Source organism: Geobacter pickeringii, from assembly GCF_000817955.1.
Taxonomy (GTDB): Bacteria; Desulfobacterota; Desulfuromonadia; order Geobacterales; family Geobacteraceae; genus Geobacter; species Geobacter pickeringii.
This window is the reverse complement of sequence record NZ_CP009788.1, coordinates 353,337-371,473: the sequence shown is the minus strand read 5'-3', so window position 1 is coordinate 371,473 and position 18,137 is coordinate 353,337. Positions and strand designations below refer to the sequence as shown.

The window sequence follows — 18,137 nt, the reverse complement described above, 5'->3', positions numbered from 1 at the left end:
CTCACACCTCCAGTCTCATCTCCACCCCCCACGGTGCCGGCTTCTCGCCCTCTCTCGTCAGCACCCAGAGGGTGGGGAATTCCATCTTCTCCGGCACCGGCCCGACGCCGTCGGTGAGGTAGATCACCGCCGCCGGCAGCGGATGCATGGTCCGGGCATGGGCGAACACCGGCCTCAGGTCGGTGAAGCCGCCCCCCTGGTAGACCTCGGCCACCGCCGCGCTCCCCCGGAAGCTCTCGACCCGCTGGATCCGGCTGTTGGCGTAGAGGACCGTGATCAGCGCCTCCCGTCCCCGGGAGATCCGGACCAGTTCGGTGGCAAATGCTTCCCGCAGCGCTTCGATGTTGGTGGAGTCGCTTACGTCGATCCCGACGAGGAGGTTCAGGCGACGGCGCTTGCGGATCCCGGGGGTCCCGTGGGCAAAGCGGCGGTGCTCCTTCAGCCAGGTGGTCCGGCGGCCGGTCCGCCCCGCGGCGGCCACGAACTGGCGGAGCACCTGGCGCCACGGGATCGGCGACGGAGCCAGCATCCCCGCCACCACGGCGCGGATGTCGGCCGGCACCTCGCCATCGGCCTGACGCCAGGCATCGCGCACCATCCCGCGCACCACCTCCTCGGCAAGCCGCAGCGGCGTCGAATTGGCATCCTCCCAGACGGCATGGTCGTCCACCGTCCCGGGGAGGGGGGCGTCGTCGCCCGCCCCGCTCCCCCCGCCCCGGTCCCGGGCGGCATCGCCGCTGCCGTGCCCCGCCATGCTCCCCAGGTCGAACGAATTGGCGAGGAGGGCATAGTACTCCTCGGCGGCGAGCCCCTCCGCCAAGCCAAAGGCTGCCGGCAGCGCCGCGTCGGCGGGGAGGGAGGAGAGCGTCGGGTTGATGGCCAGATCGCAGGCCAGATCCCAGTCGTAGGAGGTGCGCCCCGCGCGGCGGAGCATGTGGAGGTGGATCAGGTGCTTGATGCAGTGCTCCAGGAGCCCCTCCTGCACCGCCGGTGGGAATGCGGCGAAGCAGGGAGCGTTCACTGAGAGGGTCGGGACCCCGGCGCGCACCGTCACCCCGAGGGGATGGTCCTCCCCAGCCTCGATCCGGCGCAGTCCCAGGAGGAACTGGCCGTAGAACGGCTGGCGCTTCAGCATGCGGACGATGGCGTTTTCGAGGACGGGGATTGGCACGGCGGAATCCGGAACGCCTGCCGCGCGGCAGGCGGAAACGTTCGACAATGGGCACGGGCAGAGTTTCAGTATAGACGATGCGGCAGGGAATCGGAAGGGGGTGGACGATCTTTGAGATGGGAGCGAGCGGTATTATTTCGATTTATTGACACACCGTGACATGGTGTCCGCTCCCGTTCGCGGAGATGCTCGGCCGGCAAGGGCCCGCACGGAGCCGTGACGGATTTCACGGATATGTGTCAAAAAAGTAACAGCCGCGACAGCCGCCCCGTCACTCGGCAATCCGCGACGGCTTGAAACAGCGGGAGAACTCCGGTGACGGTGACGGGCACGGCTCCCCCTCCAGCGTCACCCGCTCCCCCTGGTGCCGGCGCCGCAGCTCGTCCTGCAGCGGGCCGACGAGGAGCCAGTCGCGCTCACCGCCGGCCGGCGTCAGGACCAGTCTGGTGAGCGGCTCGCTCCCCACCACCCGTACCGTCCCGCTGATGGTGACCGGCCTGCGCGTCCCCAGCGCCCCGGCAGGTCCGGCGGCAAGCAGCGCCAGCATCAGCCCCACGAGTGTCCTTGCCATGGCTGCGCCTCTCACCGGAACGCCGGGCGGATTCCCTGGCTGCGCAGCGCCTTCTCCCGCTCCCGGAAATACGAATCGACGCAGACGTGCTGGGGCTTTCCGCTCTGGGCGCTCATGCTCCGCACGAGGGGGTGGGCATTGGCCGCCGCCAGGATCTGGGCCGGCGCAGCCGGCTCCACGGAAGCGGCGGCCGCAAGGGAGGTGTGGACCACCGTGTCGCCGGTGGTGGTGGCGCTCCCCACGGGATTCTGGTCGATGAGGTACCCATTCGTCGTAAAGCTGGTGGCGGCATTGGCCGCCAGGTCGTAGGTGAGCGCCCCGGCACCGCCGTTTGCCCCCGAATTGATGAACGACGCCTTCTCCCCGGTTCCTTTGGGAGTCCAGGTCACCGTGCCGGTCGGCTGGGTGGTGGTGTAGGCGTAGTAGCCGACGCTCCACGGGCCGAGGGCGCTGAGGGTGGTCGCATTCAGCGTGGCCCGATCCAGAAGCCCGGGCAGGTAAACCCCGTTGAAGGTCCCCTTGTGGGTATCGATCGAGGTGTAGGACCATTCGGGGTGTCCCGCCCAGGTGACGGCATTCCCCGAGGTGTTCGCGATGGTCCAGTTCCGGAAGATGGTGGCAAAGTCAAGGGAGGAGCCGCTCGCCGCCAGGGCGGCGTTCACCGACGCGATGCCGGTCTGGCTGTTCTGGAGCATCTGCCGGAAGATGCCGGCGCCGAGCTGGTCCTTCAGATACTGGCTCCACATGTAGACCACGCCGTAGCTCTCGATGGTGTCGTCCCAAGCGGTGAGCGAATGGGACGGGGCGCTCTCATAGGTTGCCACCCGCCCGTAGTCCGGGCCGTAGCCGCAGACGGTGGGGGCGACGGTCGCCATCCCCTCGTCGAGCCAGGTGTCATCGTGAACGTTCCGCAGGTTGGTCTTCTGCTGCCAGTGAATCATGTGCTGGAACTCGTGGGCGATGGTCCCGTAGAAATCGGTGCTCTGCGGATCGATCCCGGCCTGGGGGTTGACGTTCATGTAGATCATTTCCCGCTGGTTCGAATAGGAATACTGGGAAACGAGGTACTCGTTGGAAGGATCGAAGAAGCCGGCGACGTAGCTGGAACTGTTGGAGGTAAAGCCGTCGCGGATCTTGAGGAGGAGGATGTAGACCTTCGGATCGTTATCGACCCCCGGGTTCGGCTCGGCGCCGAAAGCGGCGGTCATGGCCGGGTAGATGACGGAGTCGTACTGGCTGACGATGGCGGGCACGGCAGAAAGAGTGACCGAGGAACCGTCCTCGAGATAGACGTAGCAGTGGCTCCCTTCGCCGACCTTCTTCGCCGTGAGCTGGTACGGCTGTTTGGTGGTGAGGTCGTAGGCCCAGAACGTGACCGAGGCGCTGGCCTGGACCGTCTGCGGCGCCCCGGCGGGAGCCGCCGTCGTTCCGCCCCCCCCCCGCCGCCGCAGCCGCAGACCAGGGAAAGACACACGAACGCCAACGCAAGGAACCGTTTCATACCACCCACCTCTTCCGGCAAAATGTGCACGACGCATGGCGCGCCGCCACACCTGATCCTGCAAACAACGGACCACCCCGCGAAGGTCCGTGCCGAGACCGGCCGCCGCGGGTACCGGCAGATCCGTCACTCGAACTGGGCGCGGAATTCGGCCACCGTCTGCCTCAGAGCGGCCACCTCCTCCCGCAGGGAAGCCACCTCCGCTTCAAGCCGGTCGAGCCGCTCGTTCTCGGCCATCACCTGGCGCCGGGCTCCCTCCGGCGGCGCCTCCTCCTCGGCGGCCGCGGGAGGCTCACCGGAGAAGAGATGGGCGAAGCGGTTCTCCTTGCGCCCCGACTGCCGGGGAAGCCGGGTTACCAGCGGCACGTCGCGGTCCATGAGGTCGTGGAGCACCTGTTCCACCGCGGCCAGGTCGGCGAAGGGGCGCATCCGCTCCGCCCTCCCCCGCAGCTCCCCCACGGTCTGCGCCCCGCGCAGCAGGAGCTCCGCCAGGACGGCCAGATCGGCGGGCTCCAGGAGAAGCTTTTCGGTGAGGCAGTGGCAGTACTTCATCGCCCGCACCCCCTCGGCCGACTGGCGGGCGAATCCCCGGCCGCGGAGCGAGTCGAGGGCGCGGACCACGTCCGTCTCCTCCATGGCCAGCACCGGGTCGCGGTTCGACTTCTGGTTGCACGCGGCGGTGAGGGCGTTCAGGGTCAGGGGGTAGTATTCGGGGGTCGCCAGCTCTTTTTCGACGAGGCAACCGAGGACGCGGACCTCGAACTCAGTCAGGTTCATCTTCATGTGAGACTCCTTCGAAATGGAGGGGGGGTGGGAGACGGCAGCCCCCATTGTAGCCGAGGGGCGAAAAAAGGCAAGCCGCGCGACGGGAGAGGAGCCGCGGGGGCGCCCGCGCTATCGCCGGGAATTCAGGGAACTATTCTCTTGAATGATGGCCGCGTTTTGAGTTTAATACAGACGAAACGTCTCCACCTTCCCCGCCCAATCATGTTCCGAGAGGAGTGTCCCCCGGATGTCTTTCACCGGCGAACTGGAACACCTGTCGATCGTCGACGTCATACAACTGCTCCACGCCACGAGGAAGTCGGGAACCCTCACCGTCAAGAGCCGCAAGGGGGAGAGCCAGCTCGTCTTCAATGACGGCTACATCATCAGCGCCAACCACTTCGACAACAGCATCCGGGTCGGCAAGATTCTCGTGGAGGCCAAAGTCATCCCGCCGGAGACACTGGAGCAGGCGCTACGGGATCAGCAGGAGGCGGGCGAAAACCGCCGCCCCCTGGTCGCCACCCTCATCGAGCAGGGCCATGTCCGCAAAGAGGACGCCTACCGGGGGCTGGAAACCCTCATTGAGCTGACCATCGTCGAGATCCTCACCTGGAAGCGGGGCTCCTTCACCCTTGACGTCGATACCTTCACGGTTTCCGACGAGTACCGCTACTTCCCCGAAAAGCTCAACCAGGAGATTACCCTCCACACCGAGAACGTCCTGATGGACGCCCTCCGGATCTACGACGAGAAGAAGCGCGACGGACTCCTGGTGGATGAGGAGCTGACCGACGAGCTCCTTTCCCCCACGGAGGACGGGGGCGAGGGAATACTCCTCTCCGCCGAAGATCTGGGGCTCGGCAACCTCGACGCGCTGGAACGATCGATTCCCGGGGTCTTCGCCGGCCTCGACGACCGGGGCCCCGCCGCCGCCCATCGCCGCAAGATCGAAGAGTTGGCGAGGGCGCTCTCGCCGAAGGAGCAGGAGGAACTCCTGGCGTTCCTTGACGGCTACGCGGCCCGCTCCCGGCCGGCCGAGAAACCGGCGCTTCCCGGCGCAACCCTCACGGTCATCCTCTTCAGCGCCGACGAGTTCATCTCCTACTGCCTCACCACCGTCTGCCGGCACGAAGGGATCTTCGTCTTCGCCACCAACGAGGAGCAGGACCTGGACCCCATCATCCAGCAGTTCCTCGCCAAGGGGAGCGTCCCGCTCCTTGTCTTCGACGTGCCGGCGCCGTCCGACAGACGCTTCTCCCCGGCGATGCTGGGCCGGCTCCGGCGCCAGAAGCGCGCCCGCTTCCCCCACGTCGGCATCATCCAGCTCGCCCCACCGGCCGACTACCCCTTCATGCTCCAGTCGCTGGAGGACGGCATCAGGGCGGTCATCCCCCGCCCCACCGGCGAGGAACGGCGCGACGCCTTCGTCGGCGATGCCATCCAGTTTCTCCATGCCTTCCCGGCGTACCTCAGGGGATACGGCCAGGAGCTTGGCGGGCTCCCCACCGCCCGGCTCAAGACGGGGCTTGCTGCCCTGCGCCAGCTGCGGGAACCCCAGGAGGTGGCCTTTTCCCTCCTCCACTCCACTGCCGGACTCCTGGCGCGGGCGCTCACCCTCATCGTCCGCGACGGGGAACTGATCGCCGAGCGGGGGATCGGCATCAGGGGAGGCGACGCGGAGGAGGCGTCGCCGCCGCTCCGCTTCAGGATCCCCCTGACCCGGCCATCGCTTTTTACCGACGTCATCGAAAAAGGGAGTGCATTTTTCGGCGAAACTGCCGATGAGGAACTGAAGGAACAGCTGTTCCGCGCCATTGGCGCCCCCCTTCACCCCACGGTCCTGCTCCTCCCCCTCCGCTGCTTCGGCAGAACCATCTCCCTCACCTACGGCGATTTCGGCGCAGGTGAGCCATCCCCCGTGCCGGCCGACCTGCTGGAGATCCTGGCTGGCCAGGGGGGGCTTGTGGTGGAAAACGTGCTCTACCGCCGGAAACGGACTCCGCCTCCGGCGTGATCCGGAGAGCGTCATCGAGGTACCATCCATGGATATGAACCTTCTCAACCAGATTCTCGGCATTGCCTTCGAAAAGCGGGTCTCCGACCTCCATTTCGAGGTGGACAATCCCCCCTTCTTCCGGGCGCGGGGACAGCTGCTCCGCTCCAAGCTCCCGCGGCTGACGCCGCAGGACACGGAGTTCATTGCCAAGACCGTCCTGGAGCAGAACCGGCGCTCGCTCCCCGAAAGCCTGCGGGAACTGGACGCCTCCTATGCCCTCCCCAACGGGGGGCGGTTCCGGGTCAGCATCTTCCGGCAGCGGAGCGCCATCGGCATCGTGATGCGGGTGATCCCCCCCCACGTCGGCACCTTCGGCGAGCTGAACCTGCCGCCGGTGCTGGGCGAGATCGCCAAGGCCCCCAACGGGCTGATCCTCGTCACCGGCCCCACCGGCAACGGCAAGTCCACGACCCTCGCCTCCATCATCCGGCACCTGAACGAGACCTGCTCGTTCAACATCATCACCATCGAGGACCCGGTGGAGTTCCTCTTCACCTCCGACAAGAGCTGCATCATCCAGCGGGAGGTGGGGATCGACACCGAGAACTTCAGCGCGGCGCTCCGGGCGGCGCTCCGGATGGACCCGGACGTGATCATGGTCGGCGAGATGCGGGACCTGGAAACCATCGACTCCTGCATCAAGGCGGCGGAGACCGGGCACCTGGTCTTCTCGACCCTCCATACCCAGAGCGCCACCTCCACCATCAACCGGCTCATCGGCCACTTCCCCCCCGATGCCCAGGAGGTGATCCGCCAGCGGCTCGCCGACATCCTCGTCGCCACGGTCTCGCTGCGGCTCATCAAGGACAAGAGCGGGGAGAACATCATCCCGGTCGTCGAGATCATGCGCGCCACCACCACCATCCAGGCCTGCATCCGGGAGGGGCGCCTCGACGAGATCGAGAAGCATATCGAGAACGGCCGCTCCCTCTACCAGATGCAGACCCTGGACCAGCACCTGCTGGAGCTCTGCGAGAAGGACGCCATCACCTTCGATCAGGCAAAGCAGATCACCCGCTCCATGGACCTGGAGCGCAAGCTCGCCTTTACCGAGTAACCGGCGGTCCGGCCCCCTCCCCCGCCGCCGGCGATTTTTTGCTGGACTCCGGGACGCGGTCCCACGTACCATGGGCAGGTTGCAGAAACTCACAGAGAGAAGGAAGGATTACGTAATGGCTGGAGCAAAGAAGGGCGACAAGGTAACGATCGATTTCACCGGCACACTCGAAGATGGCACCGTTTTCGATTCCACCCTGGAGCACGACGAGTGCGAGACCGATGATTGCTGTGAAGACGATGAGTGCGGCTGCGGAGAGACCGGCCCGATGGAACTCGTCATCGGCGAGGGGGAGTTTTTCGAGCAGATCGAGGAGGCCCTCGTCGGCATGGCCCCCGGCGACAAGAAAACCATCACCATTCCGGCCGTGGACGCCTTCGGCGACTATGACGAGGAGAAAGTCTTCTCCGTCGCCCGGGAGCAGGTGCCTGAGGATATCGAGCCCCACGTCGGCCAGGAGCTGGAACTGACCGGCGAGGACGACGAGACCATGGTGGTGACCGTGGTGGCGGTGAACGACGAATTCATCACCCTCGACGCCAACCACCCCCTGGCGGGCGAGGACGTCACCTACGAATTCCAGCTGGTGGAGATCCTCTAGGCCATCCTGTCACCACGACGCAGTGAGAAGGCGGCCTCTGGCCGCCTTTGTTGTACGCCCCCCGGGAAATTTTCACCATTGGACATGATGCACCACCACGACGACCCCCCTTGGACCGGCACCGGCCGGCCCCTCCCCTGGCCCTCCGGCCACACCCCCCTGATGCTGGCACCGATGCAGGGGCTGACCAACCGCGCCCTCCGCTCCCTCTTCATCGACTGGGTCCGTCCCGACGTCGTCTTCACCGAGTTCATGCGGGTCAATCCCGTGGCCGCCACGCGGCGGCTCTCGGCGGGCGACCTGCGGGAAATGGCCCCCGACGAAGGGGGGGTCCCCCTGGTGGTGCAGCTGATCGGCCACGGCCGGGATGCCCTGGTATCGGCCGCCCGGGCCGCCGAAGAGGCGGGGGCCGTCCACCTCAATCTCAACATGGGATGCCCCTACGGGCGGATGACCAGCGGCCTGACGGGGGGAGGGATGCTCAAGCGCCCGGAAGATCTGGAAGAGATCATCCCCGCCCTGCGCCGGGCCATCGCGGGGACCTTCTCCGTGAAGCTGCGGGCCGGCTACGACGACCTCCGGCAGGTCTTCGACCTCCTCCCCCTCTTCGAGGCGGCAGAGGTCGATTTCCTCGTGCTCCATCCCCGCACGGTGGTCCAGGAGTACGACGGCCGGGCCGACCACGGCATCACCGCCGAGGTGGTGCGTAGCACCCGGCTGCCGGTCATCGCCAACGGCGACATCCGCACCGCCGCCGACGGCCTGCGCCTCCTCACGGAGAGCGGCGCCGCCGGCCTGATGCTGGGGCGGGGAGCCATCGCCGACCCGCTCCTCTTCCAGCGGCTGCGTGGCCAGGCCGCCGCCGACCCGGACGAGCTGCAGCGAGGGATGGAGCTGCGACACTACCTCCACGACCTGCGGGAGCGGTACTCGACCCTCTTCTGCGGCGAGACCCAGGTGCTGAGCAAGCTCAAGGGGGCCCTCGCCCCCATGGACGACCCCGCCTTCGAAACGACCCGAACGCAGCTGCGGAAGGCAAAAACCATCCGGGCCTTCACCGCCGTCCTCGACGGCCTCGGATGACAGCGGTGGAAGCCCTCTTCGATCCCCGCGACCTTCTGGAGCTGGCCGCCGCCCGGATGCCCTTCGGCAAATACCGGGGATGGCTCCTGATCGACCTCCCCGAACCGTACGTGGTCTGGTTCGCCCGGCAGGGCTTCCCCGAGGGGAAGCTCGGCCGGATGCTCCAGGCGCTCTACGAGATCAAGGCCAACGGGCTGGAGGCTCTCTTCGACCCCCTCCGTGAGCCGTTCCGTCCCCACGAAAAAAGGCGGTGATCGCTCACCGCCTTTCAGGCAACTTAACCATTATACCCGGATATTTTTTTTATGCCAGACTGTGCATCTTCCCGCGGGGGGAGTATAGTGTAGTCAGGTAGCGCTACCCGCAACAGACTGACGAAGCAAGGAGGATGGACGCATCGGGGATGCCTGTCCCGAACACAACCTGAGTCAGTACCCGACCGGCGGTATCTGGGCGCCGGAATGACCCGTGAAACGGGGAGAACGGAACCGCAATGTAGCGAGGCCCGCCTTCAATGGCGGGCCTTTCATTTTTGCGCCCCCTCCAGCGCCGGAAACGCCCGGAGCACCTCCCGCACCGCGGCCACCGAGAGGCTGTTCCCCACGAGCTGCCACCGCTTGCGCAGCGGGAGGTCCGGCGGGAAGCGGAACCCGGAAGGGAAGTGGAGCAGCCGGGCGATCTCCTCCGGCGAGAAGCGGCGCACCCCTGCGGAGCAGCGAAGGTACGAGCCGGAGGCGGTGAGGGAACGGCCGTAGCCCGAGGTGAAGCAGGTGGCGACGGCGGCCGGATCGGCGGGATCGACGATGGGGAGCGCTGGACCGAAACGCTGGAGCACCGTGGCTTCCAGGAGAAGCCCGTCGGGGCACTCCTCCCCGAGGTATGCGGCCAGGGGTGGCCGGGGCCGGAACTCGGGCGGCGCCTCGGGCGCCAGCGGCCCCCGGGAGGCGGCCAGATAGAAGCGGGGCCGACGCGCGGGAACGCCCAGTTCGGTGGGGCAGAGAAGGCGCTCCCGGAGATGGTACCCCCGGGAGGCAAGGAGCGTCGTGAGCCGGCCGTGGGCCTCGGAGCCGACGAAACCCGCCACGTTCTCCATGGCCAGATGGCACGGCAACCGCCCGTCGGGAATGCGGGAGAAGAGCTCCAGGAGGTTCAGGAGGCTGCGGGCGCGGGGGTCCTCCAGATCACGGCGGGTCCCCCGCTCGCAGTACGGCTGGCAGGGAGGGGAAAGCCACCAGAAGTCGATGCCGCCGGCGGTTAGCTCCCACCCCCCAACCCGCTCCAGGTCCACCGCCCGGGCCCCGTGGTCCGTAAAATTGAGGCGGTAGGCATCGAGGGCACCCCGGTCCTGGTCGAAGGACCCCACGACCCGCACGTTCGCCCCCGATACCGCGGCGGCGAAGCCGCCGATGCCGCAGAAAAGTTCCAGCGCCCGCAGCACCTTCGCCATCCCGCCTCCCTATCCCCCTGTTCCGTTCTTCTCACGCGCTCCTTGACCTGCATCAAGGCCGGCCGGCGCCCTCCCTGCTACACTTCCCCAAAGAAGCATTCAACCTGAAAACGGCGCCTGATGACGGAAGCCCCGCCGCGCGACGGGAGGATTCCGTCGCCTGCCGACCCCAGACCCAATCTGCGCCGGAGGAAGTTCCCATGACCGCATCCGAGACCATCGTCACCGTCACCATCTGGCTTCTGACCGCCATCGGCGGTTTTTTCGCCCTCCGGGGCCGCTGGCGGCGCCACAAGCGACAGCGCCGGGAAGATGCTCCGTAGCTGCACGAAAGGTGGGCCTTTCGACCGCCTTTCGCCGCGCCGGCATTGCGCCTGCCCCGCCCCCTCCCGGCACTGCCGTGGAGATTCTCCCTGACGCCCCCCAGGAGGTCGGCATCGCCCCGCGGTGCGGTCAGGCCAGGTTGAAGTTGTTCTGGTACGCCATGAGGGTATTGATCATCAGGGCGGCCACCGTCATCCGGCCGACACCGCCGGGAACCGGCGTGATCCACGAGCACTTCTCCTTCACGTTCTCGAAGTCCGCATCCCCCACGATTTTGCCGTCGGCGAGGCGATTGATCCCCACGTCGATCAGGACTGCCCCGTCCTTCACCATGTCCGCGGTGACGAAACCGGGGATGCCGACGGCGACGATGACGATATCGGCGCGGCGCGTCTCGTCCAGCAGCAGCTCCCGCGGCGTCTCGATGTGGGTCAGGGTCACGGTGGCGTTGCCGATCTCGAAGTCGTTGGAGAGCATGATGGAGATCGGCTTGCCGACGATGTTGGAACGGCCGATGACCACGCAGTGCTTCCCCCAGACCGGAATTTCGTAGAACTGGAGGAGCTTGCAGATGCCGTAGGCGGTGGCGGGGCGAAACGCCTTCTGCCCCAGGGACATGCGGCCGAAGTTCATGGGATGGAAGCCGTCGATATCCTTCTCGGGATCAATGGCGTTGATGACATGCTGCTGGTTGATGTGCTTCGGCAGCGGAAGCTGCACGATGAGGCCGTCGGTGGTCCGGTCGGCGTTGACCTCGGCAATCTTCGCCAGGAGCTCCGCCTCGGTGACGCTCTCCGGAAAGCGGAGCAGGGTGCTCTCGAAGCCGGCGTTACCGCACGACTTGATCTTGGATTTGACGTACGACTCGCTCGGCGCATGCTCGCCCACGAGAATGATGGTCATATGGGGTTTTCGCAGGCCGGAGGCCACATACTCCCCCACCTTCCGTGAGATGTCGGCAACCAGGCTCTCGGCGCATTTCTTGCCATCCAGCAGTTTCATCGTTACACGCTTCCTCTCTTGATTCTCGAAGTCGGCAGCCGAGGCGGGCGCCCCTAGCCAAACGTTTCACTTGTATCACAAAATCGCGACCTTCACAACGAGCCCGAGGTAGAGGGGGCTCCCGGTGAGGGCGTAGACCTGCCACCCCACGGCGACCCCGAACATCTGAAAGGCAAGAGCAGTGGCGGTCCGGGCGCACCAGAAGAGGGTGAAGGGCCGATGGCCGATGACCGATGGGGGGATGGCGGCGGCGGAAGGAGATGACGACATGGGCGGTATCACCTGGGTTTCGGAACTGCCGTGCCGGGGTGCTCGCGGAGTCCGGGAGTGGTCAGGGAAGCTGGAGGGGGGGCTCCGCCAGAGCCGCCAGCTGCTCGCGCAGCTCGATGATCTGCTCGTTCCAGTAGCGGGGAGTGTTGAACCACGGGAAGGCCCGGGGGAAGGCCGGGTCCTCCCAGCGGGCGGCGAGCCAGGCGGAGTAGTGAAGCACCCGCAGGGCCCGCAGCGGCTCCACCAGCCGAAGCTCCCGGGGGTCGAAGTCGTTAAACTCGGCGTACCCCTCCAGCAGCGCGTCGAGTTGGGCGATACGCCGGGGACGGTCGCCGGAGAGCATCATCCAGAGGTCCTGTACCGCCGGGGCCAGCCGCGCGTCGTCGAAGTCGACGAAGTGGGGGGCGTCGTCGCGCCAGAGGATGTTGCCGCTGTGGCAGTCTCCGTGGGTCCGGATCAGACGGACCGGCCCGGCCGCGGCCAGGCTCTCGTCGATGACCTCCAGCAGCCGGTCGGTCACCGCCACGTAGCTCTCCCGGTATTCGGCAGGGATGAAGCGGTCACGGATCAGGGCGACGCTCTCGTGGCCGAAGCTCCGGCTGTCCAGGACCGGCCGGTGCTCGAACGGCCGCACCCCGCCGATGCGGTGGATCCGGCCGAGCATCCGGCCGAGGATCAGGAGGTTGTCCAGATTGTCGAACTCCGGGGCGTGCCCCCCCTGTCGCGGGTAGAGGGCGAAGCGGAACCCGCCGTGGCGAAAGAGGCTCTCCCCCGCGGCGTTGCGCCAGGGGGCCACCACCGGCAGTTCGTGCCCGGCCAGTTCAACGCAGAAGCGGTGCTCCTCCAGGATCTGGTCGTCCGTCCAGCGGCCAGGGCGGTAGAACTTGGTGATGAGCGGCTCCCCCTCCTCGATCCCCACCTGGTAGACCCGGTTCTCGTAGCTGTTCAGCGCCAGGGTGCGGCAGTCGCAGACAAACCCTTGGCTCTCCACGGCATCCATGATGAACGGAGGGGTGAGAATGCTGAAAGGATGGGAATTATGGGGCATGGAATCGTTACTCCCGTTGACGTTTCGGATAGTACTGTACGCCGGAAAGGCCGCTGAAATGCTCGTCCTGGGTCCAGAGGACACCATTGTGGAGACGCGTTGTCGCGAGAATGATGCTGTCCGCCATGGGAAGCGCCAGCTCAAGGCTTGTCTTTGCCGCAATCATGGCCAGCGACGGCGAGAGCTCGACGACTCTCCCTTGCTGCATCAGGGCCGCCGCCTGCAGTGCGGCATCCTCTCCCCGCTGGCGGCAGACGACCTTGAACACTTCATAAATGGTTATGGACGGGACGACGAGCGCTGACTTGTCCGCGAGAGGGACCGCGAAGTCGCCGGCATTGGGTCCATCCGCAAAAAATTCGAGCCATCCCGATGAGTCGACGATGTTCATAGCCGATCCGGCTCCCGCTCGACCGAGGTATCGATCCCCTTCAGAAATCCCCGCATTTCGGATATCTCCTTCTCCGGAATCAGCTCAATCCGGTTGCCGTAGGCGACGACCTGCATCTTCTGACCGGGAACAAGATGCAGCGTATCCCGGACCTCGCGGGGGATAACCACTTGGAACTTTGGAGAAATCTTCACTGCCTCCATCTCATCCTCCCATCGATAACGATTTGTACAACGATACCCTTATCGATGCCCGTCGTCAAGAAAACTGGGGTTTCATCTTCATTCTCCGCCGAAGAACGGGGCATGGTTGGAGGTGAAACAGGGGGGGTCGTTGCGCAGGATCGCCGCCACCGCAGGGTGGCGGGCGAACTCCCGGTTCAGGAACCGCCGTACCCGCTGCCGGTCCCATCCGCGGGGATGACGGAAGCCGGTGTAGAGGGAGAGGTCCCCGGCGTAGAATGGCTCGGTGCCGTACTCCGCTGCCTCCTCGCCAAAGGCCGGCATGTTGAACACGGCCAGGTTGAGAAACCGGATCGCCTCCCGGTGCGCCACGACGAACTCCAGGGTCCGCCGCGCGGCCGCCTCGTCCTCCGCCGGCGTGCCGAAGAGGAGGTAGCAGTAGGTGGCGATCCCCGCCCGCCGCAGGTTCGTCAGGACCCGGGAGGCCATGCCGAGGTCGATCCCCTTCTGCAGCCGGTCCAGCACCCCCTGGTCACCCGATTCGAGCCCGAGCCTGAGCATGACGCACCCCGAACGGCGCAGGGCGTGACAGAACTCCTCGTCCGCCAGTTCCGGCCCGAAGCGGACAAAGCCGTACCACGGGGCCCCCGGCGGGGTCTGGGCCAGTTCCCGCAGTAGCGCCGGGCTGACGGCGTTGTCGAGGAGATGAATCAGCCCCGGCCGGTGCGCCGTCGTCAGGGCCCGAAGCTCCTCGCCGGCCCGGGTGGGGGGAAGGGGACGGTAGGGGTTCCCCTCGGCCCGCTCGGGGCAGAAGGAGCAGCGGTTCCACCAGCAGCCGCCGGCGGCACTGTAGGGGAGGATGACGCCGGGGGAGAGGTAGTCGGCCAGCGGCAGGGAGCCGTAGGCCGGCAGGGCTCGGCACTCCTCCGTCGGCGCGGCTCCCGCCAGCTCCAGGAGGGGAAGCTCCCCCGGCCCGGCGATCAGGTCATCCACCACCCCGGCAAAGGGGGTGCGCCAGCCGGGCCGCGCCAGCCACGAGGTGACAAGCCCTCCCCCGAGGACGATACGCACGGCGGGGTAGCGGCGCCGCAGAAACCCGATCATGGCGAAGGTGCAGAGGGCCTGGCTGAGGAAATTCAGGGAGAAGCCCGCCACTCGCACCGGTGCGGCGGCGTGGTCGTCCAGCAGCTCCGGCAGCCGTCTGCTGAAGAAGGGGTAGAAGGGATTCTGCTCGGGACGTTCCGCCGCGGCCAGCAGGTCGGCGCTCCGCAGGGGGGAGAGGGTGGCGTGCTGGTAGTCGGCGAGCCCCGCCGTGGCACCGTACTCCTTCGCCGCCACGGCGAGGAGGCGGTTCAGGTCCCCCACCGCCCGGCGGTAACGGTCCGGCGTGCCGTAGCTTCGCGGGTCGCGCAGCGCGGCGAGGTGGCGCTCCCGACTCCTCCCCGCCCGGCGGCTCCAGGTGTCGGTGACGGTCGGCGGTTGCGCCAGCAGGGCGAGCATCCCCTCCAGGTTGGCGTCGAAGAGGCGGCAGGGGATGCCGTGGGCGTGGAGCACCCCCGCCAGTCGGGCTATGCCGGCCGGCGGTTCGCATGGTTTGGCAACGGGGGGAACGATAAGCAGCATGCCCTGCATTATGGGCACGGAGAGAGGAGACGGCAAGGGGATTCGCCCCCCTACTCGTCGGAGAGGAGCGTCCGGTCGTTCTCGAAGGATTTGTGGCGGATCTGGTGGAACTTGTCGATGAGCTTCTCCACCGTGAGGGCCTTTTTCTCCTCCCCCTCCGCCTCGAAGATGATCTCCCCCTTGTCCATCATCAGGAGCCGGTTGCCGTACTCGATGGCGTGGCTCATGTTGTGGGTGATCATCATGGCGGTGAGGCTATACTCCTGGATGAACTTGTTGGTCAGCTCCAGGACGATCTCGGCGTTCTTCGGATCGAGGGCCGCCGTATGCTCGTCCAGAAGGATCAGGTCGGGCCGGGAAAGGACCATCATGAGCAGGGTCAGTGCCTGGCGCTGACCGCCAGAGAAAAGGGCCAGATTCTCCTTCATCCGGACCTCCAGCCCCATCCTCAGCTGGACCAGCTCCGTGCGGAAGAACTCACGCATCTTGTGGTTCAGGCTCCGCTTCAGCCACTTGAACCCCTTCTTGTAGGTGATCGTCATGTTGTCTTCCAGGCTCATGTTGCTTGCGGTTCCCAGGAGCGGGTTCTGGAAGATCCGGCCGATGTACTGCGCCCGCTTGTACTCCGGGTCGCGGGTGATGTTCCGGTCGTTCAGGTGGATGGAGCCCACCGTCGGCACGATGGTGCCGGCGATGAGGTTGAAGAGGGTGGACTTGCCGGCGCCGTTGCTCCCGATGACGGTGATGAAATCCCCTTCCCGGACTTTCAGGTTGATGTTCGAGATCGCTGGGTTCTCGTTCACCGTTCCCTGGTTGAAGATCATGGATACGTTCTTGAGCTCAATCATTTTTCACCACGGCCTTGAGGGCGAATTTCTTCAGCTTCCTGCTCTGGGTCAGCACCAGGAGCACGATGATCAGGATCCCCTTGATGAGGTTCAGGTCGTTGGGGGTCATGTTGATGACATACCCGTAGTAGCGCCCCACGTACATCACCGCGTAGAAGCAGATCGAGCCGAGGACCGCGCAGAGGGTCAGGACGCCGATCCGGTTGCTCTTCATGATGAGGAACTCGCCGATCATGACCGAGGCGAGGCCGGAGATGATTATCCCCTGGCCGAGCCCCACGTCGGCGAAGCCGAGGTACTGGGCCGCGAAGGCGCCGGAAAGGGCGACGAGGCCGTTGGAGAGGCCGAGGCCGATGGACTTCAGGGTCTTGGGATTCACCCCCTGGGAGATGACCATCTGCTCGTTGTTCCCCATGGCGCCGATGGTCATCCCCAGGTCGGTGCGGAAGAAGAGATCCAGCAGCACCTTGATGGCAAGGGTGACCACTACGAAGAAGACCAGTAGGATATACTCGTCGGGGACGATGCCGGTCAGGCGGGTGGTGACCTGGGAGAGGATCGTCTCCTGGTTCAGGAGCGGGACGTTGGCCCGGTTCCCCAGGATCCGGATATTGACCGAATAGAGCATGGTCATGGTCAGGATGCCGGCCAGCAGGTTCGGCACCTTGAGGTGATTGTGGATCAGGGAGGTGATCACCCCGGCGACCACCCCCCCGGCAAAGGCGATGAGGAGCGCCAGCCAGAGGTTCACCCCCATGAGGATGCACTGGGCCATGAGCGCCGCCCCGAGGGGAAAGGAGCCATCCACCGTCAGGTCGGGAAAATCGAGGATCCGGAAGGAGATGAACACCCCTAGGACCATGATGCCGTAAATCAGCCCTTCAACGAAAATGCCTTCAATCATAGAGTCCTTCTTGGAAAATCTGCCACAGAGACACAGAGAAAACCAATTTGCCGGATAACTCTCTGTGTCTCTGTGGCGGGTCTTAAATCATTTCTTAACCAGTTTACCGTTCTCCACCACCTTGTTGGCGGTCTTCACGATATCCTTCGGCACGGTGAGGCCGAGTTTCTTCGCCACGTCCAGGTTCACCAGCAGGTCCACGTCGGAGGCCCTGGTCATGAAGCGGGTCGGGATCTGCTCCGGCTTCTTCCCCTTCAGGATCTCGGCGACCATCTTGCCGGTGGCGCGCCCCATCTTGTAATAGTCGAATCCCCAGGCGGCGAGGACCGGATAGCTCTCGGCGGAGCTCGGGTCGGCCGACATGACCGGCACCCTGCTCTTCATCGCCACGTCGGTAACGGCGCTCAGGGCCGACACCACGGTGTTGTCGGTGCTGATGTAGAGGGCGTCAACACGGTGGATGATCGACTGGACCGCCTGCTTCACCTCGGCGGACTTGGAGACGGTGGTCTCCACGTACTCGATCCCCAGGTCCTTGCAGGCCTGCTTCACCACGCCGGCGAGCACCACGGCGTTCTCCTCGGAGCTGGTGTAGATGTGGCCGAGACGCTTGACCTTCTTCATCTTCAGGAGCAGCTGGATCTGCTGCTTCACCGGGGTCATGTCGGAAACGCCGGTGACGAACTTCTCTCCCTTCGTGAGCGACTTAACCAGACCAGCCTTGACCGGGTCGGTCACCGCAGAGAAGACCACCGGCGTGGTTTTCAGGGTGTTCACCAGCGCCTGGGCGGTGGGAGTGGCGATGCCGACCGCCAGATTGACCTTCTCCGACTGGAACTTGTTGGCGATGGATGCCGCGGTATTGGCATCACCGTTGGCATTCTGCAGATCGTACTGGGCATTCATCTTCAGCGCGGCAAGCTCGTCCTGGATCCCCTTCTCGACGGCATCCAGCGCCGGGTGCGAGACAATCTTCGAGATCCCGACGAGGGGCTTGGCCGGGGCACCGGCCCCGAAGGCCACGGAACACATCAAGGGGACTGCAAGGAATGCTGAAACCAGACCGATTCTTCTTTTCACCGAACACCTCCTGATCGCATTGAATTTTGACGAGCCCATACGGAAATTTGCGCAGACGAATTCGGAGAATACCACTGCGGGGGAGTCGCCGTCAACGTGATACTGGCGGGATTCCCCGGCGAATTATGGGGGCCGGCAGATGGTAAGACGCCCTAATCACCCGCGCCAATTCACGATTACCGACAGAGGTTAAAAAGTAAAGCCTCACGG

At 65.6% G+C, this 18,137-nt stretch carries 20 protein-coding genes; 6 read left to right on the top strand and 14 right to left on the bottom strand.

The annotated features are described in order from the left end of the window. Position 1: 1 nt before the first annotated feature. From GPICK_RS01700 to GPICK_RS01685, 4 genes are all read right to left on the bottom strand, one after another. Complete coding sequence (locus GPICK_RS01700; protein ID WP_039739985.1) at positions 2–1,171, bottom strand: vWA domain-containing protein; 1,170 nt, start codon at positions 1,169–1,171, stop codon at positions 2–4. Positions 1,172–1,442: 271 nt separating this feature from the next. After that, on the bottom strand, positions 1,443–1,742 hold the full coding sequence (locus tag GPICK_RS01695; RefSeq protein WP_144400018.1) for a hypothetical protein: 300 nt from the start codon (positions 1,740–1,742) through the stop codon (positions 1,443–1,445). An 11-nt stretch (positions 1,743–1,753) separates the two neighbouring features. Continuing rightward, entirely contained in the window at positions 1,754–3,214 is a 1,461-nt protein-coding gene (locus tag GPICK_RS01690) for a hypothetical protein (protein WP_039739982.1), read from the bottom strand. A 155-nt stretch (positions 3,215–3,369) separates the two neighbouring features. Then, a complete protein-coding gene (locus GPICK_RS01685) occupies positions 3,370–4,026 on the bottom strand; it encodes a YceH family protein (protein ID WP_039739980.1) in 657 nt (218 codons plus the stop codon). A 229-nt stretch (positions 4,027–4,255) separates the two neighbouring features. Here GPICK_RS01685 and GPICK_RS01680 point away from each other — a divergent pair, with 229 nt between their 5' ends. The 5 genes from GPICK_RS01680 to GPICK_RS01660 all read left to right on the top strand — a co-directional run bounded on the left by GPICK_RS01680 (position 4,256) and on the right by GPICK_RS01660 (position 9,062). After that, on the top strand, positions 4,256–6,025 hold the full coding sequence (locus tag GPICK_RS01680) for a DUF4388 domain-containing protein (protein ID WP_039739979.1): 1,770 nt from the start codon (positions 4,256–4,258) through the stop codon (positions 6,023–6,025). A 28-nt stretch (positions 6,026–6,053) separates the two neighbouring features. Continuing rightward, on the top strand, positions 6,054–7,124 hold the full coding sequence (locus GPICK_RS01675) for a type IV pilus twitching motility protein PilT (RefSeq protein ID WP_039739977.1): 1,071 nt from the start codon (positions 6,054–6,056) through the stop codon (positions 7,122–7,124). Between the two features lie 115 nt (positions 7,125–7,239). Beyond that, positions 7,240–7,725, top strand: a complete 486-nt coding sequence (locus tag GPICK_RS01670) for an FKBP-type peptidyl-prolyl cis-trans isomerase (protein ID WP_039739975.1) — start codon at positions 7,240–7,242, stop codon at positions 7,723–7,725. A gap of 84 nt (positions 7,726–7,809) precedes the next feature. Beyond that, positions 7,810–8,808: a tRNA-dihydrouridine synthase family protein gene (locus tag GPICK_RS01665; RefSeq protein ID WP_236685614.1), complete on the top strand. Its 999-nt coding sequence runs from the start codon at positions 7,810–7,812 to the stop codon at positions 8,806–8,808. Continuing rightward, positions 8,805–9,062 (top strand): DUF3820 family protein, encoded by a 258-nt coding sequence (locus GPICK_RS01660; protein WP_052263234.1) that lies wholly within the window; start codon positions 8,805–8,807, stop codon positions 9,060–9,062. Before GPICK_RS01665 ends, GPICK_RS01660 begins: the two co-directional genes overlap by 4 nt. 272 nt (positions 9,063–9,334) lie before the next feature. Here GPICK_RS01660 and GPICK_RS01655 read toward each other — a convergent pair whose 3' ends face one another. After that, positions 9,335–10,255: a DNA cytosine methyltransferase gene (locus tag GPICK_RS01655; RefSeq protein WP_236685613.1), complete on the bottom strand. Its 921-nt coding sequence runs from the start codon at positions 10,253–10,255 to the stop codon at positions 9,335–9,337. Positions 10,256–10,455: 200 nt separating this feature from the next. On the opposite strand from GPICK_RS01655, the gene GPICK_RS17980 reads away from it, so the two are divergent. Then, entirely contained in the window at positions 10,456–10,578 is a 123-nt protein-coding gene (locus GPICK_RS17980; protein ID WP_269078669.1) for a hypothetical protein, read from the top strand. A 130-nt stretch (positions 10,579–10,708) separates the two neighbouring features. Here GPICK_RS17980 and GPICK_RS01650 read toward each other — a convergent pair whose 3' ends face one another. The 9 genes from GPICK_RS01650 to GPICK_RS01610 form a co-directional block, all read right to left on the bottom strand. After that, positions 10,709–11,581, bottom strand: coding sequence for a bifunctional 5,10-methylenetetrahydrofolate dehydrogenase/5,10-methenyltetrahydrofolate cyclohydrolase (locus GPICK_RS01650; RefSeq protein ID WP_039739971.1), 873 nt, complete (start codon positions 11,579–11,581; stop codon positions 10,709–10,711). 75 nt (positions 11,582–11,656) lie between these two features. Continuing rightward, positions 11,657–11,851, bottom strand: coding sequence for a hypothetical protein (locus tag GPICK_RS01645; RefSeq protein ID WP_039739970.1), 195 nt, complete (start codon positions 11,849–11,851; stop codon positions 11,657–11,659). Positions 11,852–11,912: 61 nt separating this feature from the next. Beyond that, complete coding sequence (locus tag GPICK_RS01640; RefSeq protein ID WP_039739968.1) at positions 11,913–12,899, bottom strand: serine/threonine protein kinase; 987 nt, start codon at positions 12,897–12,899, stop codon at positions 11,913–11,915. Between the two features lie 7 nt (positions 12,900–12,906). Next, positions 12,907–13,290: a type II toxin-antitoxin system VapC family toxin gene (locus tag GPICK_RS01635; protein WP_039739966.1), complete on the bottom strand. Its 384-nt coding sequence runs from the start codon at positions 13,288–13,290 to the stop codon at positions 12,907–12,909. Then, a complete protein-coding gene (locus GPICK_RS01630) occupies positions 13,287–13,493 on the bottom strand; it encodes an AbrB/MazE/SpoVT family DNA-binding domain-containing protein (protein ID WP_039739965.1) in 207 nt (68 codons plus the stop codon). Before GPICK_RS01630 ends, GPICK_RS01635 begins: the two co-directional genes overlap by 4 nt. Positions 13,494–13,571: 78 nt before the next feature. Beyond that, the gene (locus tag GPICK_RS01625; RefSeq protein WP_039739962.1) at positions 13,572–15,095 is read right to left on the bottom strand and encodes a B12-binding domain-containing radical SAM protein; all 1,524 of its coding nucleotides are present in this window, start codon (positions 15,093–15,095) and stop codon (positions 13,572–13,574) included. A 50-nt stretch (positions 15,096–15,145) separates the two neighbouring features. After that, complete coding sequence (locus tag GPICK_RS01620; RefSeq protein ID WP_039739960.1) at positions 15,146–15,943, bottom strand: ABC transporter ATP-binding protein; 798 nt, start codon at positions 15,941–15,943, stop codon at positions 15,146–15,148. Next, a complete protein-coding gene (locus GPICK_RS01615; RefSeq protein ID WP_039739958.1) occupies positions 15,936–16,847 on the bottom strand; it encodes an ABC transporter permease in 912 nt (303 codons plus the stop codon). Before GPICK_RS01615 ends, GPICK_RS01620 begins: the two co-directional genes overlap by 8 nt. A gap of 87 nt (positions 16,848–16,934) precedes the next feature. Continuing rightward, positions 16,935–17,927, bottom strand: coding sequence for an ABC transporter substrate-binding protein (locus GPICK_RS01610; protein ID WP_236685611.1), 993 nt, complete (start codon positions 17,925–17,927; stop codon positions 16,935–16,937). Positions 17,928–18,137 lie beyond the last annotated feature (210 nt).